General features: G+C 64.6%; 16 protein-coding genes and 1 pseudogene. 9 read left to right on the top strand and 8 right to left on the bottom strand.

Going from position 1 to position 15,802, the window contains the following annotated elements; translation table 11 throughout:
- Nucleotides 1–537: 537 nt before the first annotated feature.
- From AB0L58_RS20150 to AB0L58_RS20140, 3 genes are all read left to right on the top strand, one after another.
- The gene (locus AB0L58_RS20150; RefSeq protein WP_364388726.1) at nucleotides 538–1,608 is read left to right on the top strand and encodes a cytochrome P450; all 1,071 of its coding nucleotides are present in this window, start codon (nucleotides 538–540) and stop codon (nucleotides 1,606–1,608) included.
- 587 nt (nucleotides 1,609–2,195) lie between these two features.
- Nucleotides 2,196–3,842: an NAD(P)/FAD-dependent oxidoreductase gene (locus tag AB0L58_RS20145; protein WP_364388723.1), complete on the top strand. Its 1,647-nt coding sequence runs from the start codon at nucleotides 2,196–2,198 to the stop codon at nucleotides 3,840–3,842.
- A 490-nt stretch (nucleotides 3,843–4,332) separates the two neighbouring features.
- A complete protein-coding gene (locus AB0L58_RS20140; protein ID WP_364388721.1) occupies nucleotides 4,333–5,682 on the top strand; it encodes a serine hydrolase in 1,350 nt (449 codons plus the stop codon).
- Between the two features lie 91 nt (nucleotides 5,683–5,773).
- On the opposite strand, the gene AB0L58_RS20135 is transcribed toward AB0L58_RS20140, so the two are convergent.
- Both AB0L58_RS20135 and AB0L58_RS20130 read right to left on the bottom strand, forming a co-directional pair.
- Nucleotides 5,774–6,688, bottom strand: a complete 915-nt coding sequence (locus AB0L58_RS20135; RefSeq protein WP_364388718.1) for an aminotransferase class IV — start codon at nucleotides 6,686–6,688, stop codon at nucleotides 5,774–5,776.
- A gap of 64 nt (nucleotides 6,689–6,752) precedes the next feature.
- The gene (locus AB0L58_RS20130; RefSeq protein WP_364388715.1) at nucleotides 6,753–7,172 is read right to left on the bottom strand and encodes an SgcJ/EcaC family oxidoreductase; all 420 of its coding nucleotides are present in this window, start codon (nucleotides 7,170–7,172) and stop codon (nucleotides 6,753–6,755) included.
- Nucleotides 7,173–7,267: 95 nt separating this feature from the next.
- Here AB0L58_RS20130 and AB0L58_RS20125 point away from each other — a divergent pair, with 95 nt between their 5' ends.
- Complete coding sequence (locus AB0L58_RS20125) at nucleotides 7,268–7,831, top strand: helix-turn-helix domain-containing protein (protein WP_364388713.1); 564 nt, start codon at nucleotides 7,268–7,270, stop codon at nucleotides 7,829–7,831.
- A gap of 384 nt (nucleotides 7,832–8,215) precedes the next feature.
- Here the strand turns inward: AB0L58_RS20125 and AB0L58_RS20120 are convergent, their stop codons facing one another.
- A complete protein-coding gene (locus tag AB0L58_RS20120; protein WP_364388710.1) occupies nucleotides 8,216–9,172 on the bottom strand; it encodes an alpha/beta hydrolase in 957 nt (318 codons plus the stop codon).
- A 63-nt stretch (nucleotides 9,173–9,235) separates the two neighbouring features.
- Here AB0L58_RS20120 and AB0L58_RS20115 point away from each other — a divergent pair, with 63 nt between their 5' ends.
- Nucleotides 9,236–9,976 (top strand): helix-turn-helix domain-containing protein, encoded by a 741-nt coding sequence (locus tag AB0L58_RS20115; RefSeq protein ID WP_364388708.1) that lies wholly within the window; start codon nucleotides 9,236–9,238, stop codon nucleotides 9,974–9,976.
- A 58-nt stretch (nucleotides 9,977–10,034) separates the two neighbouring features.
- On the opposite strand, the gene AB0L58_RS20110 is transcribed toward AB0L58_RS20115, so the two are convergent.
- The 3 genes from AB0L58_RS20110 to AB0L58_RS20100 form a co-directional block, all read right to left on the bottom strand.
- The gene (locus AB0L58_RS20110) at nucleotides 10,035–11,069 is read right to left on the bottom strand and encodes an aspartate-semialdehyde dehydrogenase (RefSeq protein ID WP_364388706.1); all 1,035 of its coding nucleotides are present in this window, start codon (nucleotides 11,067–11,069) and stop codon (nucleotides 10,035–10,037) included.
- Nucleotides 11,070–11,071: 2 nt separating this feature from the next.
- On the bottom strand, nucleotides 11,072–12,337 hold the full coding sequence (locus AB0L58_RS20105) for an aspartate kinase (RefSeq protein ID WP_364388704.1): 1,266 nt from the start codon (nucleotides 12,335–12,337) through the stop codon (nucleotides 11,072–11,074).
- Nucleotides 12,338–12,421: 84 nt separating this feature from the next.
- Nucleotides 12,422–12,883: an SgcJ/EcaC family oxidoreductase gene (locus AB0L58_RS20100; RefSeq protein WP_364388702.1), complete on the bottom strand. Its 462-nt coding sequence runs from the start codon at nucleotides 12,881–12,883 to the stop codon at nucleotides 12,422–12,424.
- A gap of 96 nt (nucleotides 12,884–12,979) precedes the next feature.
- Between AB0L58_RS20100 and AB0L58_RS20095 the strand changes: the two genes are divergently transcribed.
- Nucleotides 12,980–13,447, top strand: coding sequence for a MarR family transcriptional regulator (locus tag AB0L58_RS20095; RefSeq protein ID WP_364388700.1), 468 nt, complete (start codon nucleotides 12,980–12,982; stop codon nucleotides 13,445–13,447).
- A gap of 16 nt (nucleotides 13,448–13,463) precedes the next feature.
- Nucleotides 13,464–13,871 (top strand): secondary thiamine-phosphate synthase enzyme YjbQ, encoded by a 408-nt coding sequence (locus AB0L58_RS20090; protein ID WP_364388698.1) that lies wholly within the window; start codon nucleotides 13,464–13,466, stop codon nucleotides 13,869–13,871.
- Here the strand turns inward: AB0L58_RS20090 and AB0L58_RS20085 are convergent.
- A pseudogene (locus AB0L58_RS20085) lies at nucleotides 13,819–14,091 on the bottom strand (dihydrofolate reductase family protein); the annotation flags it as partial. The gene AB0L58_RS20090 and the pseudogene AB0L58_RS20085 overlap by 53 nt on opposite strands.
- Before the next feature lie 36 nt (nucleotides 14,092–14,127).
- Nucleotides 14,128–14,703, bottom strand: a complete 576-nt coding sequence (locus tag AB0L58_RS20080; RefSeq protein WP_364388696.1) for a dihydrofolate reductase family protein — start codon at nucleotides 14,701–14,703, stop codon at nucleotides 14,128–14,130.
- A gap of 58 nt (nucleotides 14,704–14,761) precedes the next feature.
- Between AB0L58_RS20080 and AB0L58_RS20075 the strand changes: the two genes are divergently transcribed.
- Nucleotides 14,762–15,415: a TetR family transcriptional regulator gene (locus tag AB0L58_RS20075; protein WP_364388694.1), complete on the top strand. Its 654-nt coding sequence runs from the start codon at nucleotides 14,762–14,764 to the stop codon at nucleotides 15,413–15,415.
- Complete coding sequence (locus AB0L58_RS20070) at nucleotides 15,412–15,600, top strand: DUF1918 domain-containing protein (protein WP_364388692.1); 189 nt, start codon at nucleotides 15,412–15,414, stop codon at nucleotides 15,598–15,600. Before AB0L58_RS20075 ends, AB0L58_RS20070 begins: the two co-directional genes overlap by 4 nt.
- The last annotated feature ends 202 nt before the right edge of the window (nucleotides 15,601–15,802 follow it).

Here is a 15,802-nt window from a genome sequence, read left to right as displayed (position 1 = left end):
CCCGGGCATCTCTTCTCGACGTGCTCCAGTTGTAGCCACATGGTCGCCTGGTCTGTCAGCGGGGAGTAACCAACCGATGATCGTCCGATCGTGTGGTCGGCAGGTTCATGATCGCAATGCGAATCGCCCCTGGCAGACAACCGAATGTCGTCGCTGGAACTCGATTCTTCGGTTCGCGGGAGGATGCGCACGAGCTCGCCGACAGCTATATATGAGCAACAAGTTCCGTGCTGGTTTCGCTAAAGACGTTGGACTGCAACAATTTCCGGTATGGTCCCCGGACGTGCCCACACAACGAATGCCAGGCCCTCCCCCAGCAGGCAGAAAGGGACACAACGTGGCACCGCGCACGAGGGTCACACGTTGAGCAATACAAATCCGGGTTTGCGGGGCAAATCCCCGATCGCGTACGGGTCCCCGGTATCCGCGGACTCATATGTTCGGCTGGATGCCCCCTCGTTCGCGGCCGATCCGCACCGTGTCTACGAAGACATGCGACGTCACGGCCCGTTGGTACCGATCGAGCTTTCTTCGGGTGTGCCGGCGACGCTCGTGATCGGCTACGAGGTGGCCGTGCAAATCCTCAACGACGAGCTCCGTTTCCCCGCCGATTCCCGCCGATGGGAGAAGAACGCTTCATCGGGCTGTCCGCTGCTGCCGATGCTGGGCTATCGCCAGAATGCGCTGCGAACCGCGGGTGCGGAACACGAGCGGTACCGGCGCACCATCATCGCAGCGTTGGAAACCGTCGACCTGCACAAGGTGCACGACGCGGTCGCGCGAGCCGCCGAGGCACTGATCAACAGCTTCTGCGGACGCGGTACCGCCGACCTGCGGATGGACTACGTGTTTCCGCTGACCTTCCGGGTCCTGAGTGAACTGATGGGTTTTCCCGAAAACGCGGCGGCCGCGGCTTACCAGGGGATGGCCGCGATGCTGGAGGGAGTAGGTGCCGAGGAGGGGCAGCAGCGTTTCGTCGAGGCTCTGATCGGAGTTGTCCAGCAGAAGCAGGCCGAGCCGGGCGACGATCTGACCTCGGAGCTGCTGAGGCATCCGGACGGGCTCGATCTCATGGAGATGGTGAATCAGGCGGCGCTGCTGTTCTCGATGGGCACGGAGCCGGCCTGCAATCTTATCCTCAACGCGTTGCTGCTGTTGATGACCGACGAGCAATACGGCAGTGAGGTCCTCAGCGGCGCCATGGCTACCCGAGACGCTATCGATGCCGTGCTGTTCGAGGACCCGCCGCTGGCGAACTGGTGCGTAAGCTATCCCAGACAGCCGCAACTCGTCGGCGAGGTGTGGCTGCCGGCTGATCAACCGGTGGTCATCAGTTTGGCCGCGTGCAATAACGATCCCGACGTGGGCGGTGACCGCAGAGGCAACCGGTCACACCTGGCGTGGGGGGCCGGTCCGCACGCCTGCCCGGCTCAGCCCCTCGCCCTGACGATCGCCTCGCAGGGCATCGATCTACTGCTCGACGCCCTGCCGGATATCCGTCCGCAAGCACCTGTGCAGCAACTGGAATGGAGGCCGGGGCAGTTCCACCGTGCATTGGCGGCGCTACCGGTTCGGTTTCCGGCATGCCCGCCGATGCGTCTCGCCTAATGGGCGAGGCGAAGGCTTCTGATCCGAACTTGGACCGTGTGGTCCGATGATGGCTGCCCACAGCGCCGTTGCAGTACTGAGGCGGAGGCGTGAGAGGCTGCGCGCGTTGGGCTGCGAGAGTTCATCCGGCGGAGCGGGATCCGGTCCGTAGTGCATTGGGGTCTCGATGCGGTTGGCGGATTCGTCTGTCGTGCAGGGGAAGTCATGGTGACGTCATCGGTAGGCCCTGTCCTGCAACGACATGCAATCGAGCTGCTCGCGTTTGTGATGTCCGGCAAGGGGTTTCATGGGCATGACGCGGAACCGCGAACGCGCGCAAGGATGTTCCGCTAATCTGCAACCGGTACCGGGCCGGAAAACCGAAGCTCGGTGAGTTCATCCGCGCACCGATGAGCTCGTGACATCAACCGAATTGCAGCGACATGAGGGAGGGGCAAGAACTTCTGTGGCGTCATCGTCTACAACGTCCGACCACCGACATCACGCCCAGCTCTTCCGTCGACCAGGTAACTGCCAGCTCGGCACGTAGTCGAACCGAACCCGCTGTCTGGGCGTCCCACGGCACTCATTGAAAGGCAGGTCCCACGATGACAACGACCTCGGAGCACTCCGCATTCTCGACCGGGCAGGAGGCTCGCGAGATCGACGCAGTCGTCGTCGGAGCCGGATTCGCCGGCCTCCACATGTTGCACAAGATGCGCGAACTCGGACTCTCGGTGCAGGTGTACGAAGCGGGTGGCGGACTCGGCGGCACGTGGTACTGGAACCGCTATCCGGGCGCACGCGTCGACGTGAAGAGCGTGTACTACAACTACTCCTTCGACCCAGAACTCGAGCAGGAGTGGGAGTGGACGGAGAAGTATCCGCCGCAGCCGGAGTTGCTCCGCTACATCAACCACGTCGCGGATCGGTTCGATCTGCGTAAGGACGTGCAGTTGCGGACCCGTGTCACCGCTGCGGTCTACGACGAGTCCGCCGCCCGGTGGCGGATCACGACCAATCAGGGCGAGGTCCTCTCGGCGCGGTACGCGATCATGGCGACAGGCTGTCTGTCGGTGGCGAAGATGGTGGAAATTCCGGGCATCGAGACGTTCCGGGGCCGCAGCTTCCACACCGGCAACTGGCCCGCGCAGGATGTGGACTTCACCGGCCGGCGGGTCGCGGTGATCGGCACCGGTTCCTCTGGGGTGCAGGTTATTCCGCTCGTCGCCGAAGCGGCCGAGAAGCTCACCGTGTTCCAGCGGACCGCGAACTATGTTCTTCCCGCTCGCAACCATACGATTGATCCCGAATTCCAGCGCGAGATCAAGTCTCGCTACCGCGATGTGCGCAAGGCCAACCGGGAATCGTCGTTCGGCATCGCGCAACCCGAAGCCACCAAGGGGGCGCTCGAGGTGAGCGAAGACGAGCGAAATGCCTTCTACCGCAGGGTATGGGCGGACAAGGACAGCGAACTGGTCAGCATGCTGACCGGATTCACGGACATACTCGCCGACGAAGCCGCCAACGAGACCGCCGCCCAGTTCGTCCGCGACCGAATCGCGGAGATCGTGACGGATCCGGTTGTCGCCCAGATACTTCAGCCCACCGGCTACCCGTTCGGCACCAAGCGCCCGTGCCTGGGGACGGACTATTACGAGACCTTCAATCGCCCCAATGTCCGGCTCGTCGACGTTCGCGCGACCCCGCTCACCGAGGTCACCGAGTCCGGACTCGCGACGACGCAGGAGAGTTTCGAGTTCGACGACATCATCTACGCCACCGGATACGACGCGATGACCGGTGCCCTGGACGCGGTCGACATTCGCGGCCGGGGTGGTGCGTCGCTGCGGGAGAAGTGGGCCGGCGGGCCCGTAACCTACCTCGGTCTCGCCGTGGCGGGCTTTCCGAACCTCTTCACGATCACGGGCCCGGGTAGCCCATCGGTCCTGTCGAACATGCTGGTGTCCATCGAGCAGCACATCGACTGGGTGGTGGACGCGATCGATATGATGCGGTCCAGGGGCGTCACGACCATGGAGGCCGAGGTCGACGCGGAGCAGGAATGGACTCGGCACGTCGACGAAGTCGGCGATATGACGCTCTATCCGAAGGCGGACTCCTGGTATATGGGATCGAATGTGCCCGGTAAGCCGAGGGTGATGTTCGCGTATATCGGCGGCGTCGGAGCATATCGCGAAAAATGCGACCAGGTCGCCGCCGACGACTACGACGGTTTCACTCTGACGCAGTGACCAAGGCACTGCTGGTTCCTGGGCGTGGCACGCGCGCCCCCGGGGGAGCCGAACTCCTTGCGGAACAAGCGAGACCCGCATGTGGTGTCCGGAATGCCCTGCCGCGCAGCAATTCTGATGATGGTCAGCTCACTCCACTCGCCGACGAAATCAAAAAAGCGGGCGCCGAGATCGGCAATCTTGTTGGTGCGCAATACTTCACACAGTTTCGACAGACTCCACATCGAGAACGGTCAGCCCAGAACCAGGGGGCAGCACCGCGTGACCCGACCGATCCGGTCACGCGTGGCCGGATCGGTTTTCGTCGGCCTCTGCCCCGCTCCATTTCGGGTCCAACGCGCCGAACCCATGAACGTTGAAGTCATGGACCACCCGACGCATACATGAATCTTGGAATATTCGACGTCGAGTGGCACGCCCGGTTTGCATTCGGCTGAACTATTCAGCCTGTTGCCCGCTCTAGCACTGTCGGGCGCGATAGCCTCGAGCTATGAGTCGCATCTATAGATTCCTAGCTGGGGCTGCGGCGGCATCGATGGTCGCAGGGAGCGTTTTCGCCGGAGGTGCCCAGGCCGCTCCCGCCGAGCAGCTGTCATGTGCGGTGTCATCCGGGCGCGAGCCGGAACGGGCGGCGCCGGAACAGGTTGGACTCGATTCGGGGCTGCTCGCGGACGCGGTGGCGTTCGCGAGTGCGCGTAATCGGTTGAATGTGCAGGTGTTCCGGCACAACTGCCTTATCGGCGCTGGGCCGACGAACGATGAGACCGGAAACGTCGCCTGGAATATCTGGAGTGCGACGAAGAGCGTTGTCTCGCTGCTCGCCGGAATAGCTTGGGATCAAGAAAAACTCGACATCGAAGCGCCGATCGATCGGTATCTGCCGCCCGGACTCGGTGATGCGCAACATCGGTCGATCACCGTCGAGAATCTGCTGACCGAATCGTCCGGCATGGCCGTGGGTGTGCTCACCGAGGGGGTCACCGGGGTGATTCCGCTCGATCCGAACAGTGCCGTGCAGGCGCTCGGCGTGCCGTTGGACAATCCGCCCGGCGCAGCATTCAGCTACAGCGAGCGCGATGTCGATCTGCTCGCGTATGTCATCGAATTGGCCATCGGAGAACCGTTGCAGCAGTTCGCGCAGCGCGAGCTCTTCGATCCGCTCGGCATCGAACGCAGCGACTACTACTGGGCGCGCGATCGCGCCGGGCACACGTACGGATACGCCCATCTGATGATCCCGCCGAACGACTTCGCCAAACTCGGACTGCTGGTGAGCAACAACGGGCGGTGGAGCACGCAACAAGTCGTCTCACAGACGTATCTGGACAAGGCACGCCAACCGTCACCGGCGAACAAATGCTACGGGTATCTGTTCTGGCTCGGGCCGGGATGCGCCGAGTCCGCCGACTTCCTGCCCGCCGACATATACATGATGTCGGGGCTCGGCATGCAGAACGTCTTCATCGTGCCGAGTCTGGATCTGACGGTGGTGTGGACCGGATTCTTCGGAAATGTCAGCAATGAAGGTATTTCGGGAATCGTGCAGAACACCGCGGAGTTGCCCCACGAATTCTTCCGCCGGTTGTTCGCGGCCTTCGAAGACCATCCGGTGCCCGATCCGGGTCCATACGTCGAGCCACCGCTGCGACTGGATCCGCGCCGGTTCGTGGATACCAATCTGCTGCTCGCGGTCTTCGGCACTGGACCGGCGGCCTATCCGGGCTGCAATGTCTTCAGCTGCCTGAACTATTCGTTGGCCCCGCCGTTCGCGGATACCGCACCCGGCTGCGCCATTCTGGTCTGTCTCGGTCCGGATCCGCGCACGCCGGGCATCCGCTGAATCACACTCCGAAGACAAGGAATATCGCCTACCCGCCGAGGCACTGCGGGACGAGCACCGTGACCGCTCGACCCGCAGCTTGTGCGCGAGGTCAGATCAGGGGGGTGAGCCAGTTGTGATGGGTGTCGGTGCGGAGGGCGGCGGCGTGGCGTTTGCGGAGGGTTTGGGTGAGGGGGCCGGGGTGGCCGTCGGCGATCAGGCGGCCGTCGACTTCGGTGACCGGGGAGGTGCCGGCGGAGGTGCCGGTGACGAAGACTTCGTCGGCGATGTAGACCTCGGTGAGGTCGATGGTGCGTTCGACGATCGGGATGCCGTCTTCGGCGGCGAGGGTGAGGATGGTGCGGCGGTTGATGCCGTCGAGGATGTCGCAGGACACATCCGGGGTGATCAGGGTGCCGTTGCGGACGAGGAAGATATTGGCGGCGCTGAGTTCGCAGACGTGGCCGTTGCCGTCGAGGAAGATGCAGTCGTCGTAGCCGCTGTCGATGGCATCCTGTTTGGCGAGTACCGAATTGACGTACGCACCATTGACTTTCGCACGCGAGGGAATCGCGTTGTCCGGAATGCGTCGCCATGGGCTGGATTTCAGTCGCATGCCGTCTTGGGGCACGATCGGGACCGCGTCGTAGACGAAGATGCTGACCTGGATCGCGCAGCCCCGGACCCGGGTGCCCGGAATAGATTCGACGACATGCACTGTCGCGCGAACGAATACGTCCTCGGTCGGCGCATTTTCCGCGATCAGGTCGATGATCGCCGTGCGGAAGCGCGCGAAGTCCCATTCGGCGGCGAACCGGTCGATGCCGATGATCTTGCAGGATTCCTCGAGTCGCCGGAAATGGTCGTCGAGCCGAAAGGCGGTGCGTGCCGATCCATCCACATGCACCGGGAACACTGTGTACACACTGAGCCCGTACAGCACCGCCGATGATGCGACGGCGACCGACGCCGCCCGCGCGTCGACAATCTGGTCCCCGAAATATATTTGTGGATAAGGATTCGCCATCGGCGCAGGCTAGCAGCCGGAACCCGGGCGGGGCGACAGTATTTCGGACCGCCCGGGATCCGGGTCAGTTCTCCGCGAGCCGGGCGAAACGCGCCGTATCCATGTAGTCGCGGAACAGCGTGACCTTGCCGTCGCGGACCCGGACGACATTGACGGAGGTGCGAACTCGCGCCCGCTCGGCGCCGGGCACGGTCATATCCACCTCGTTCTCCACGAAAACCACCTCGGGATCGGCCGTTTCATACACCTGCGGATAGATCCCGTGCACCTCGATAGCCGTAATCCCGCCGGACCAGCGCTGCGCGAGATGCGCCCGGATCTCCTCGCGCCCGACCAGCCGCGTCGGCATCCCCGGGATGACGAAGGGGATCTCGAATACCGCATCCGGGGCGAGCAGTTCGACGAATGCGTCCGCATCGCGCGCCGGCAACTCTCGGAACATGCGTTCGACCAGCTCACGGGGGCTTTCCACCGAAGTCTCCACGATCAATACACCTACTTCAGATAAGCGGAACGTTGACCCCGCTTATCATCCGGAACGATCGCCCCGCTTGTCAATGCCTCCAGTAAACTCAGCCCGTGACCGATCGTGCGGAACCACGCCCGCTGCGCGCCGATGCGCGCCGTAATCGCGACCGCGTGCTCGCCGCCGCACAAGAGGCCTTTGCCGCCGAGGGCATTTCGGTCCCACTCGATGAAATCGCCCGCCGCGCGGGTGTCGGCGCGGGCACTGTCTACCGTCATTTCCCCACCAAGGAAGCGCTTTTCGAAGCCGCGATCACGGACCGCGTCGAGCGCATGATCGCGAACGCACGCGAACTGGCCACCGCCCCCGACCCGGGCAAAGCATTCTTCGACTTCCTCGACCGCATGGCCACCGAGGGCACGGTCAAGCGCGACCTCGCCGAAGCCGTCGGCGCCGACTCCCCCGAATACCGCAAACCTTCCCACGATCTGCGGGTCGCCATCGCCGAATTACTCACCCACGCACAACAATCCGGCGCGGTACGACGTGATATCGATATCGACGACCTGATGCGCGTCGTGAAGGGCACCTTCCTGGCCGCCAACAGCACCAATACCACTGCCGAACAACGCCGCCGAACCTTCGCGATCGTATTCGACGGACTGCGCGCCCACTAGCCGCCCGCAGTGGTGACCGCACCGTAGTCCAACACAGCATCGGCGCTTGCTCTGCCAGACCTCGCGTTCACAGTTTGCGTGTATTCATTCAGGATGAACGCCGTATCGATCGACCTGGGCGACACCAGCGCTTTGCCGCGCCTTCCGTGCGAGCGCCGCTACCTCACCCCCTGATCCGAAATACCGTGAGGGACAAACCAGTCCGGTCAGGGCGCACGAACCTGGCGCGGAATGTTCACCACACCGAGGAGTGCGAATGTTGCGACCGGCAACGGGCCCGGCGCGTGGTGAGCAGGACGCCGCCGCCTGGCCGACCTCCTGGTCGCCATCTCGGATGTGCTCGTACTCGTCGTGCACGGCCCCGACGGTGAACTGCCCGTATGGCTACCGGCCGGATTCGCGGTCGCCGGTGGCGGCGGACAAAAGCGGTGCGCGGCAGGCGTCGACAATGATCTTGCGCGCCGCGCGACCTTCGGGAGTGGGCATGAGCGCGTAGTTGTGCGGCAGGCCAGGGCCCTCGTGGTAGTCGACCGGCACCCCCGCGGCTTCGGCGCGACGGGTCAGGGTTCGGGCGTCGGGCAGGACCATTTCGTGGGTGCCACAGAAGACGGTCAGCGGCGGCAGGCCGTCGACCGCACCGAACAGGGGGCTGACACGAGGGTCGTGGATGTCGAGATTACCGGCATAGAGCCGGGCGATCTCGGCCATTCCCGGCCGCTGATGCAATGGATCGACCTGTTCGAGCTCGGCCAGTGCCGGGTCGGACAGGGTGGCGTCGAGCCATGCGGAGATCAGCACTATCCGCGACAGCTGCGGCCCACCCTGATCGCGCAGCACGTGCGCCGCCGCCAGTGCCAGGGAGCCACCGGCCGAATTGCCCATCACCACTGTCTTGCCGGAGCCGCGCTGCTCGATCGTGCGGGCGAGTATCGCGGCGGTGGTGGACACCATATCCGCAGCGCTGCCATGCGGGATCAGCGGATAGATCGGGACCACGACCTGCGCCGGGATGGCAGCGCCGAGTTCACGGACGAAACTCCAGTGCGGGCGCACGATTTCGCGGAAGAATCCGCCGCCGTGCAGGAAAACCACGGTGACGTCGGTGGGGCCGGCGCTCGGCGTTATCCGGAATACGGGCCAACCGTCGAGATCATCCCGGGTGACGGTCGCCCCCTTGCGCAGGAACGCCGGGGGCCGCACCTCTTTGGCGCGTCGGTCGCGTTTTTCCATCGCCGCTCGGAGCTGTTCCGGCCTGCCGAGCAGCTTCTTCTGGCCGCCCACCGCCAGCAGCGCGGTGACAGCTCTGGTCTGGAAGCTCGGTCGCGGGGCCTCGGTTGCCATGTCATCTCCCTGTCGTGACGCTCGCACCGGCACCTGCGCCGGGCACCGATTAGCCTGACGGACATGACCGGGCCCGCGCTTTCACAAACCTGCGCTGGTACGCCCGTGCTGTGGATGCGGGCTCGGCATGCCGGATATATAGGCCCGGATCTGGGCGTCGGACTGCACGCCACCTCGATCGCCTGCCTGGGTCTGGCCTTGGACGGACCGTTCGCCGTGGACACCACGCGGGACGAGACGATCAGCACCAGCAGTATCTACGTACCGGCCCGGGTGCGGCACCGGATCGTCTCGCAGGGACGAATCGCGTTGCTGTTCGCCGAACCCGGTAGCGCGGTGATCGCCGCTATGCGCAGCGCCGACGGGCCACGTGCCCTCGCCCCGGACGACGAGGCCGTCTTCATCGCCGCCGCCCGCGCCGGTGTCACCGGTGTCGAGCACCTGATGTCGGAACCGAAACCGTTGTCCGCCATCGACCCTCGCATCGATGCGATCGTGTGCGATATTCGCGACGACCCGACCGCGCACATCCGCGCCGAATACGCGGCCGACGCCGCCGGCATGTCGGAAACCCATTTCCTGCGAACCTTCGCCGCACACACCGGCACCACATTCCGCCGGTACCGGCAATGGGCCCGGCTGCGCATGGTCTTCGCGAGCCTGGCCGCCGGGCACGATCTCACCCGCTGCGCCGCCGATGCCGGATTCGCCTCACCGTCACACCTGAGCGAGACCTTCCGGCGCACATTCGGGCTGTCGCTGACCAAAGTGCTCAGGGCGTCGGTGACATTCGATATCCGATGATCGACAAGCGAACGGGCCGTTGGGATCTCGCGATCGCCAACGGCCCGTTCGGTCGACGTCAGCGCTGCGCCAGCAGGACTTCGGCGATTTGAATGGTGTTGAGGGCGGCACCTTTTCGGAGGTTGTCGCCGGAGATGAACAGCGCGAGGCCGCGGCCTTCCGGAACGCCCGGATCCTGGCGGATGCGGCCGACGAGGGAGTCGTCCTTGCCCGCTGCGGCCAACGGTGTCGGCACGTCGGTGAGCTGGACGCCGGGCGCCTTGGCGAGGATCTCCTTGGCGCGCTCGACCGAAATCGGTTCGGCGAATTCGGCATTCACCGACAGCGAGTGGCCGGTGAAGACCGGGACGCGCACGCAGGTGCCGCTGACCAGCAGGTCGGGCAGGCCGAGGATCTTGCGGCTCTCATTGCGCAGCTTCTGATCTTCGTCGGTTTCGAAGGAACCGTCGTCGACCAGCGCACCGGCGAGCGGGATCACATCGAAGGCAATCGGCGCGACGTACTTGTTCGGGGCCGGGAACTGCACCGCACCGCCATCGTGCACCAGCTTTTCGGCATCGTCGACCACGGCGCGGACCTGGGAGACCAGCTCCTCGACACCGGCCAGGCCGCTACCGGAAACGGCCTGATAGCTCGAAATGACCAGGCGCCGCAATCCCGCCACATCGTGCAGCGGCTTGAGCACCGGCATGGCGGCCATGGTCGTGCAGTTCGGATTGGCGATGATGCCCTTGACCAGATTGCGGGTCTGTTCCGGATTCACCTCGCTGACGACCAGCGGGACCTCGGGATCCTTACGCCAGGCCGACGAGTTATCGATCACGGTGACGCCGGCCGCCGCGAAACGCGGGGCCTGCACGCGCGACATGGTGGCACCCGCGGAGAACAGCGCGATATCCAGACCGGTGGGATCGGCGGTCTCGGTGTCCTCGACCACGATTTCGCCGCCGCGCCACGGCAGGGTCTTGCCCGCCGAGCGGGCCGAGGCGAAGAAACGCACCTCATCGACCGGGAAGTTGCGCTCTTCCAGCAGTTTTCGCATGACGGCGCCGACCTGTCCGGTCGCGCCGACGACTCCTACCCGTACACCCATGCTTATCGCCCTGTTCCCGCGTGGACGACGGCGACCTCGTCGCCGCCCAGATCGAAGGCCTTGTGCAGCACCTGCACGGCCTCGTCCAGTTCGGTGTCCTTGACCAGCACCGAGATCCGGATCTCGGAGGTGGAGATCAGGTCGATATTCACGCCCGCATTCGCCAGCGCCTCACAGAAGGTGGCGGTGACGCCGGGGTGGCTCTTCATGCCCGCGCCGACGAGGGAGACCTTGCCGATGTGGTCGTCGTAGAGCACCTGCGAGAAGCCGATCTCGTCCTGACGCTTGGTCAGCATCTCCACCGCACGCGCGCCCTCGGTCTTGGGCAGGGTGAAGGTGATATCGGTCTTACCGGTTTCGACCTTGGAAATGTTCTGCAGGACCATATCGATATTGATCTCCGCGTCGGCGATCGCGCGGAAAACCTTGGCGGCGTAGCCAGGTTCGTCCGGCAGGGCGACCACGGTCACCTTGGCCTCGCTGCGGTCGTGCGCGACGCCCGTGAGGATTGCTTGCTCCAAGGGGATGTCCTCCATCGATCCGTAGACGTAAGTGCCGGGCTTGTCGGTATACGACGAGCGCACATGCACCGGAACGTTGTAGCGGCGCGCGTATTCCACGCAGCGCAGCATGAGTACCTTCGCGCCGCAGGCCGCGAGCTCGAGCATCTCCTCGTAGGAGACCTGTTCGAGCTGCTGCGCATCGGGCACGATCCGCGGGTCGGCGGTGAACACGCCGTCCACATCGGTGTAGATCTCGCAGACGTCGGCATCCAGGGCCGCGGCCAGCGCGACCGCGGTGGTATCGGAACCGCCGCGGCCCAGCGTGGTGACGTCACGGCTGTCCTGGCTGACGCCCTGGAATCCGGCGACCAGCACGACCAGACCTTCGTCCAGCGCGGCGCGCACCCGGCCCGGGGTGACGTCGATGATTTTGGCGTTACCGTGCGATCCGGTGGTGATCACACCGGCCTGCGAGCCGGTGAACGAGCGAGCCTCGGCGCCGAGCGAATGAATGGCCATGGCGACCAGCGCATTGGAGATGCGCTCACCCGAGGTGAGCAGCATGTCCATTTCCCGAGCGGGCGGCGCGGGCGCCACCTGTTGCGCCAGATCGAGTAATTCGTCGGTCGTATCGCCCATAGCCGAGCAGACGACCACCACATCGTGGCCCTGCTTCTTCGTCTCGACGATCCGTTCAGCGACGCGCCGGATACGCTCGGCGGTGGCCACCGAGGATCCTCCGTACTTCTGAACAACGAGAGCCACGACAGGGTCCTCCAAGATCGACAATCAGCTGCTAACAGCACCCCAGCGTACCGGCCGAGGTCCAGCGGATTTGTCCCTACCTCCTCAGCCAGCGAGTATCGAAGGGGCCGTGCGCGAATCGAACTTGGCCGAAACCGATTCCAGCAACCAGTGGTGTTTGGTGTTCTGGAAGGCGGCCACCAACCATTCACCATGGTGCCGAACCACCACTGTCGTCTGCACTTTGGTGTTGCGCCGGTTACGGCGCTGCCTGCCCTTGAGCACCGCGCCTCTGCCGTGGATGACGGCGACATCGGGCGTCAGGAATTGCAGCTGGGTGATCGCGCCGTCCAGGCGCGTGCCCTTCAGGTATTTCTCGAACAGCGGCACATGGCAGGCGGTAATGGCCGCGCGCCCCTTGTAGTGGGTACCGAGCCACGTGACGTAATCCGCGTCCGGCGTGAAGACCTGCGCGTACGCCTCGGCATCACCGGCGGCCCAGGCAGCGGCCTGGCGATCGAGCAAGTCACGGATGGCGGCCGCATCGGCGTGCTGATCGGTGGTCATGGTGATTCTCCCCGGTAAGATTTGATTCGCTCAATAACTGAGCGAGTAAATAGTTGACTGAGTAAGATAGTGACCGAGTCAGACAAGGGTGTCAAGGTGTCGAATCGTGTGGATCTGTCGACCGCGCTGAGCATTGCGGCCCAGCGCAGCGCCAATGACGGCGTGATGATGCATCAGGCCGTCGCGGACCGACTCGGCCTGCATGTGACCGATCTGCGCTGCTTGAACCTGCTCCGCCTCGGCGGTCCGGCCACCGCCGGGGAACTGGCCACGCGCACCGGCCTGACCACCGGCGCCATCACGCGCATGATCGACCGGCTGCTGAAAGCGGGTTATGTGCGGCGTGAACATGACGCACAGGACCGGCGGCGGGTCAATATCAGTGTGGTCCAGGAACGGATCGATGAGATCGCGCCGCACTACGAGGTGATGGCACGCGAGTTCGAGGCGGCCATGGCGGGATATTCGGTCGAGCAACTGGAGTTGGTGCTGGATGTGTTCAACCGGCTACACGAGACATCGGCGCGGGTGACGGCGCTGCTGCGGGCGGACGACACCGATTGAGAGGACGATGTAGCCCATGAAGAGCACGGTGCTCGAGGTGACCACAGGACGATCCGAAGTCGTGTGCGACATCACCCCGCAGTGCGCGTCGTTCGCGCGCGAGGCGGGTGCGGACGGACTGCTGCACATCTTCGTGCCGCATGCCACGGCCGGGATCGCGATTATGGAACTCGGGGCGCGCAGCGATGACGATCTGCTCGCGGCACTGCGCGATCTGCTGCCCGCCGACGATCGCTGGCAGCATGCACACGGCTCCCGCGGACACGGCCGGTCCCACGTGATGCCCGCACTGATCCCGCCCTATGCCACCGTGCCGGTCATCGGCGGTGCGCTGACCCTGGGCACCTGGCAGTCGATCGCGCTGGTCGATCTCAATATCGACAATCCGGATCGACAAGTGCGCCTGTCGTTTCTGCGCGGCTAGTCGGCCGAGCGAACGAGGGCGGGTCGAATTCGCCGGCGAAAGCCAGGGTTCCGGCCCCGGCCACCACCGGATAACTCTTGATGACGAGCTCATCGATCTCGCCGAGCGGTTGTGCGGCGAGGTTCCCACCACCGGCCAGCCAGATATCCATGCCGTCCTCCTGCTTCAGCCGTCGCACCTGACCGACTGGATCGCGGTCGACCAGTTCGACAGTCGGGTCAGCGATCCGATCGATCTCTTTCGTGCCGCTGGAGCGTCAGGCCCGGGAGAACCAGGTGACCTGGGTGCCGTTGCCGAACTCCCGGCGCTCGGTCGGGGTGAACCGGGTCGGGTTGAACGCACCCGAGAAGGCGGAGATGCCGCCGCCCGCGACGACCGGGTAGCTCTTGACGATCATCTCGTCGATTTCGTCGAGCAGCGTCCCGGCCAGCCTGCCGCCGCCGCACAGCCAGATATCGCCGCCCGCTTCGGCTTTCAGCCGTCGCACCAGCCCGACCGGGTCACCCGCGACCACCTCCACCAGGGGATCATCGATCGGCCCGAGGGTGCTCGAAATGACGTACTGCCGCAGATGCGCGTACGGGCTGGTGACGCCCTCGGACAGCGCTGGCTCATAGCTCGCGCGGCCCATCAGCACAGTGTCGAACCGCTGGCTCGGTTCATCCACCGCCATCCCGGCGTGCGGCCGCATGTGGCTCGGCACGAAGTCGGGGTACCGGCCCGTGATCCAGGCGGCCATCTCGGCATCGAGTGGATAGAAATCGAACTCCCCCGCCGGGCCCGCGATGTAGCCGTCCAGCGACACGGCCACGTAGTAGACGAGCTTTCGCATATTTATACCACCATGCTCGTTGTACTCTGTCTGGAGTAATCTGAAGATAGTACTACGGATGGAGTGGTGTCAAGTGCGGACGAATCCGGAGCGGCGGCACGCGCTGCTCGACGCCACGATCGAGGTATTGGCACAGCAAGGAGCGCGCGGGCTCACTTTTCGCGCGGTGGACAAGAAGGCCGGTGTGCCCGCGGGTACGGCGTCGAACTACTTCGCCGACCGTGACGACCTGCTGACCCAAGCGGGCGGGTGGTTCTACGAACGCTCGGCGCCGAGTGCGGCAACCATGGCCGACCTGGCGAAGTGCGCGAAGACGCTGGCGTACAGCACCGAACCGATGCGGGAGACGGTCGGACGCATCGAGGCATTCCGCACCGGCTACCTGGCCATGCTCGAGCTGCGCCTGGAGGCGACGCGACGACCGGAGCTGCGCGCGGTCATGACCGAGGCCGTCTGCGCGGATCTCGATTTCAACGTGCGCAACCATCTGGAAGCCGAACCACCCGGTGACGAAAATTCGGTGATTCTGCGGTACCTGGCCCTGAATTGGCTGATCGTGGACCGACTCACGCTGCCGGGTATCTTCACCGCGGCACAGAGTCAGGAACTGATCGATGCCGCGGTCGATCGGTCGTCGGCTTCGAGTGAAACGCCGAGCGGTACCGGGAACCCTTGTGACGCGCGTCACCGTCATTCGATAATGGGGCAATGATGGCGAATGTTGGAGACCGGCTCCTCGTGCACGGCCACGTGGTGGGAGAGGGTGATCGCCACGGCGAAATCGTCGAAGTCCGCGGACCCCAGGGCGCACCGCCGTATATGGTGCGATTCGATGACGGGCACGAGTCGCTCGTCTACCCGGGCCCGGACGCGATCATCGAACCAACGCCGCACTGAGTCGAGGTGAGCCGCGGGCCCGCTGGCCGCGGGCCCGCTACCTCCTGCGCAACCGGACTCCGGCCGAGTTCGGCAACCTGTTGTATTTCATGGAACGGCCGCACTCCGCCCAACATCTTCGACGACAAGTCCACTGGATCCGGCGATATCGCGGTTCGATCGATTACCGAAGCGTAACTTGTTCTCGCCGTTCATAATCGAC

It is taken from the genome of Nocardia sp. NPDC052112 (assembly GCF_040680135.1).
GTDB lineage: Bacteria > Actinomycetota > Actinomycetes > Mycobacteriales > Mycobacteriaceae > Nocardia.
This window is presented reverse-complemented; position numbering and strand designations above follow the sequence as displayed.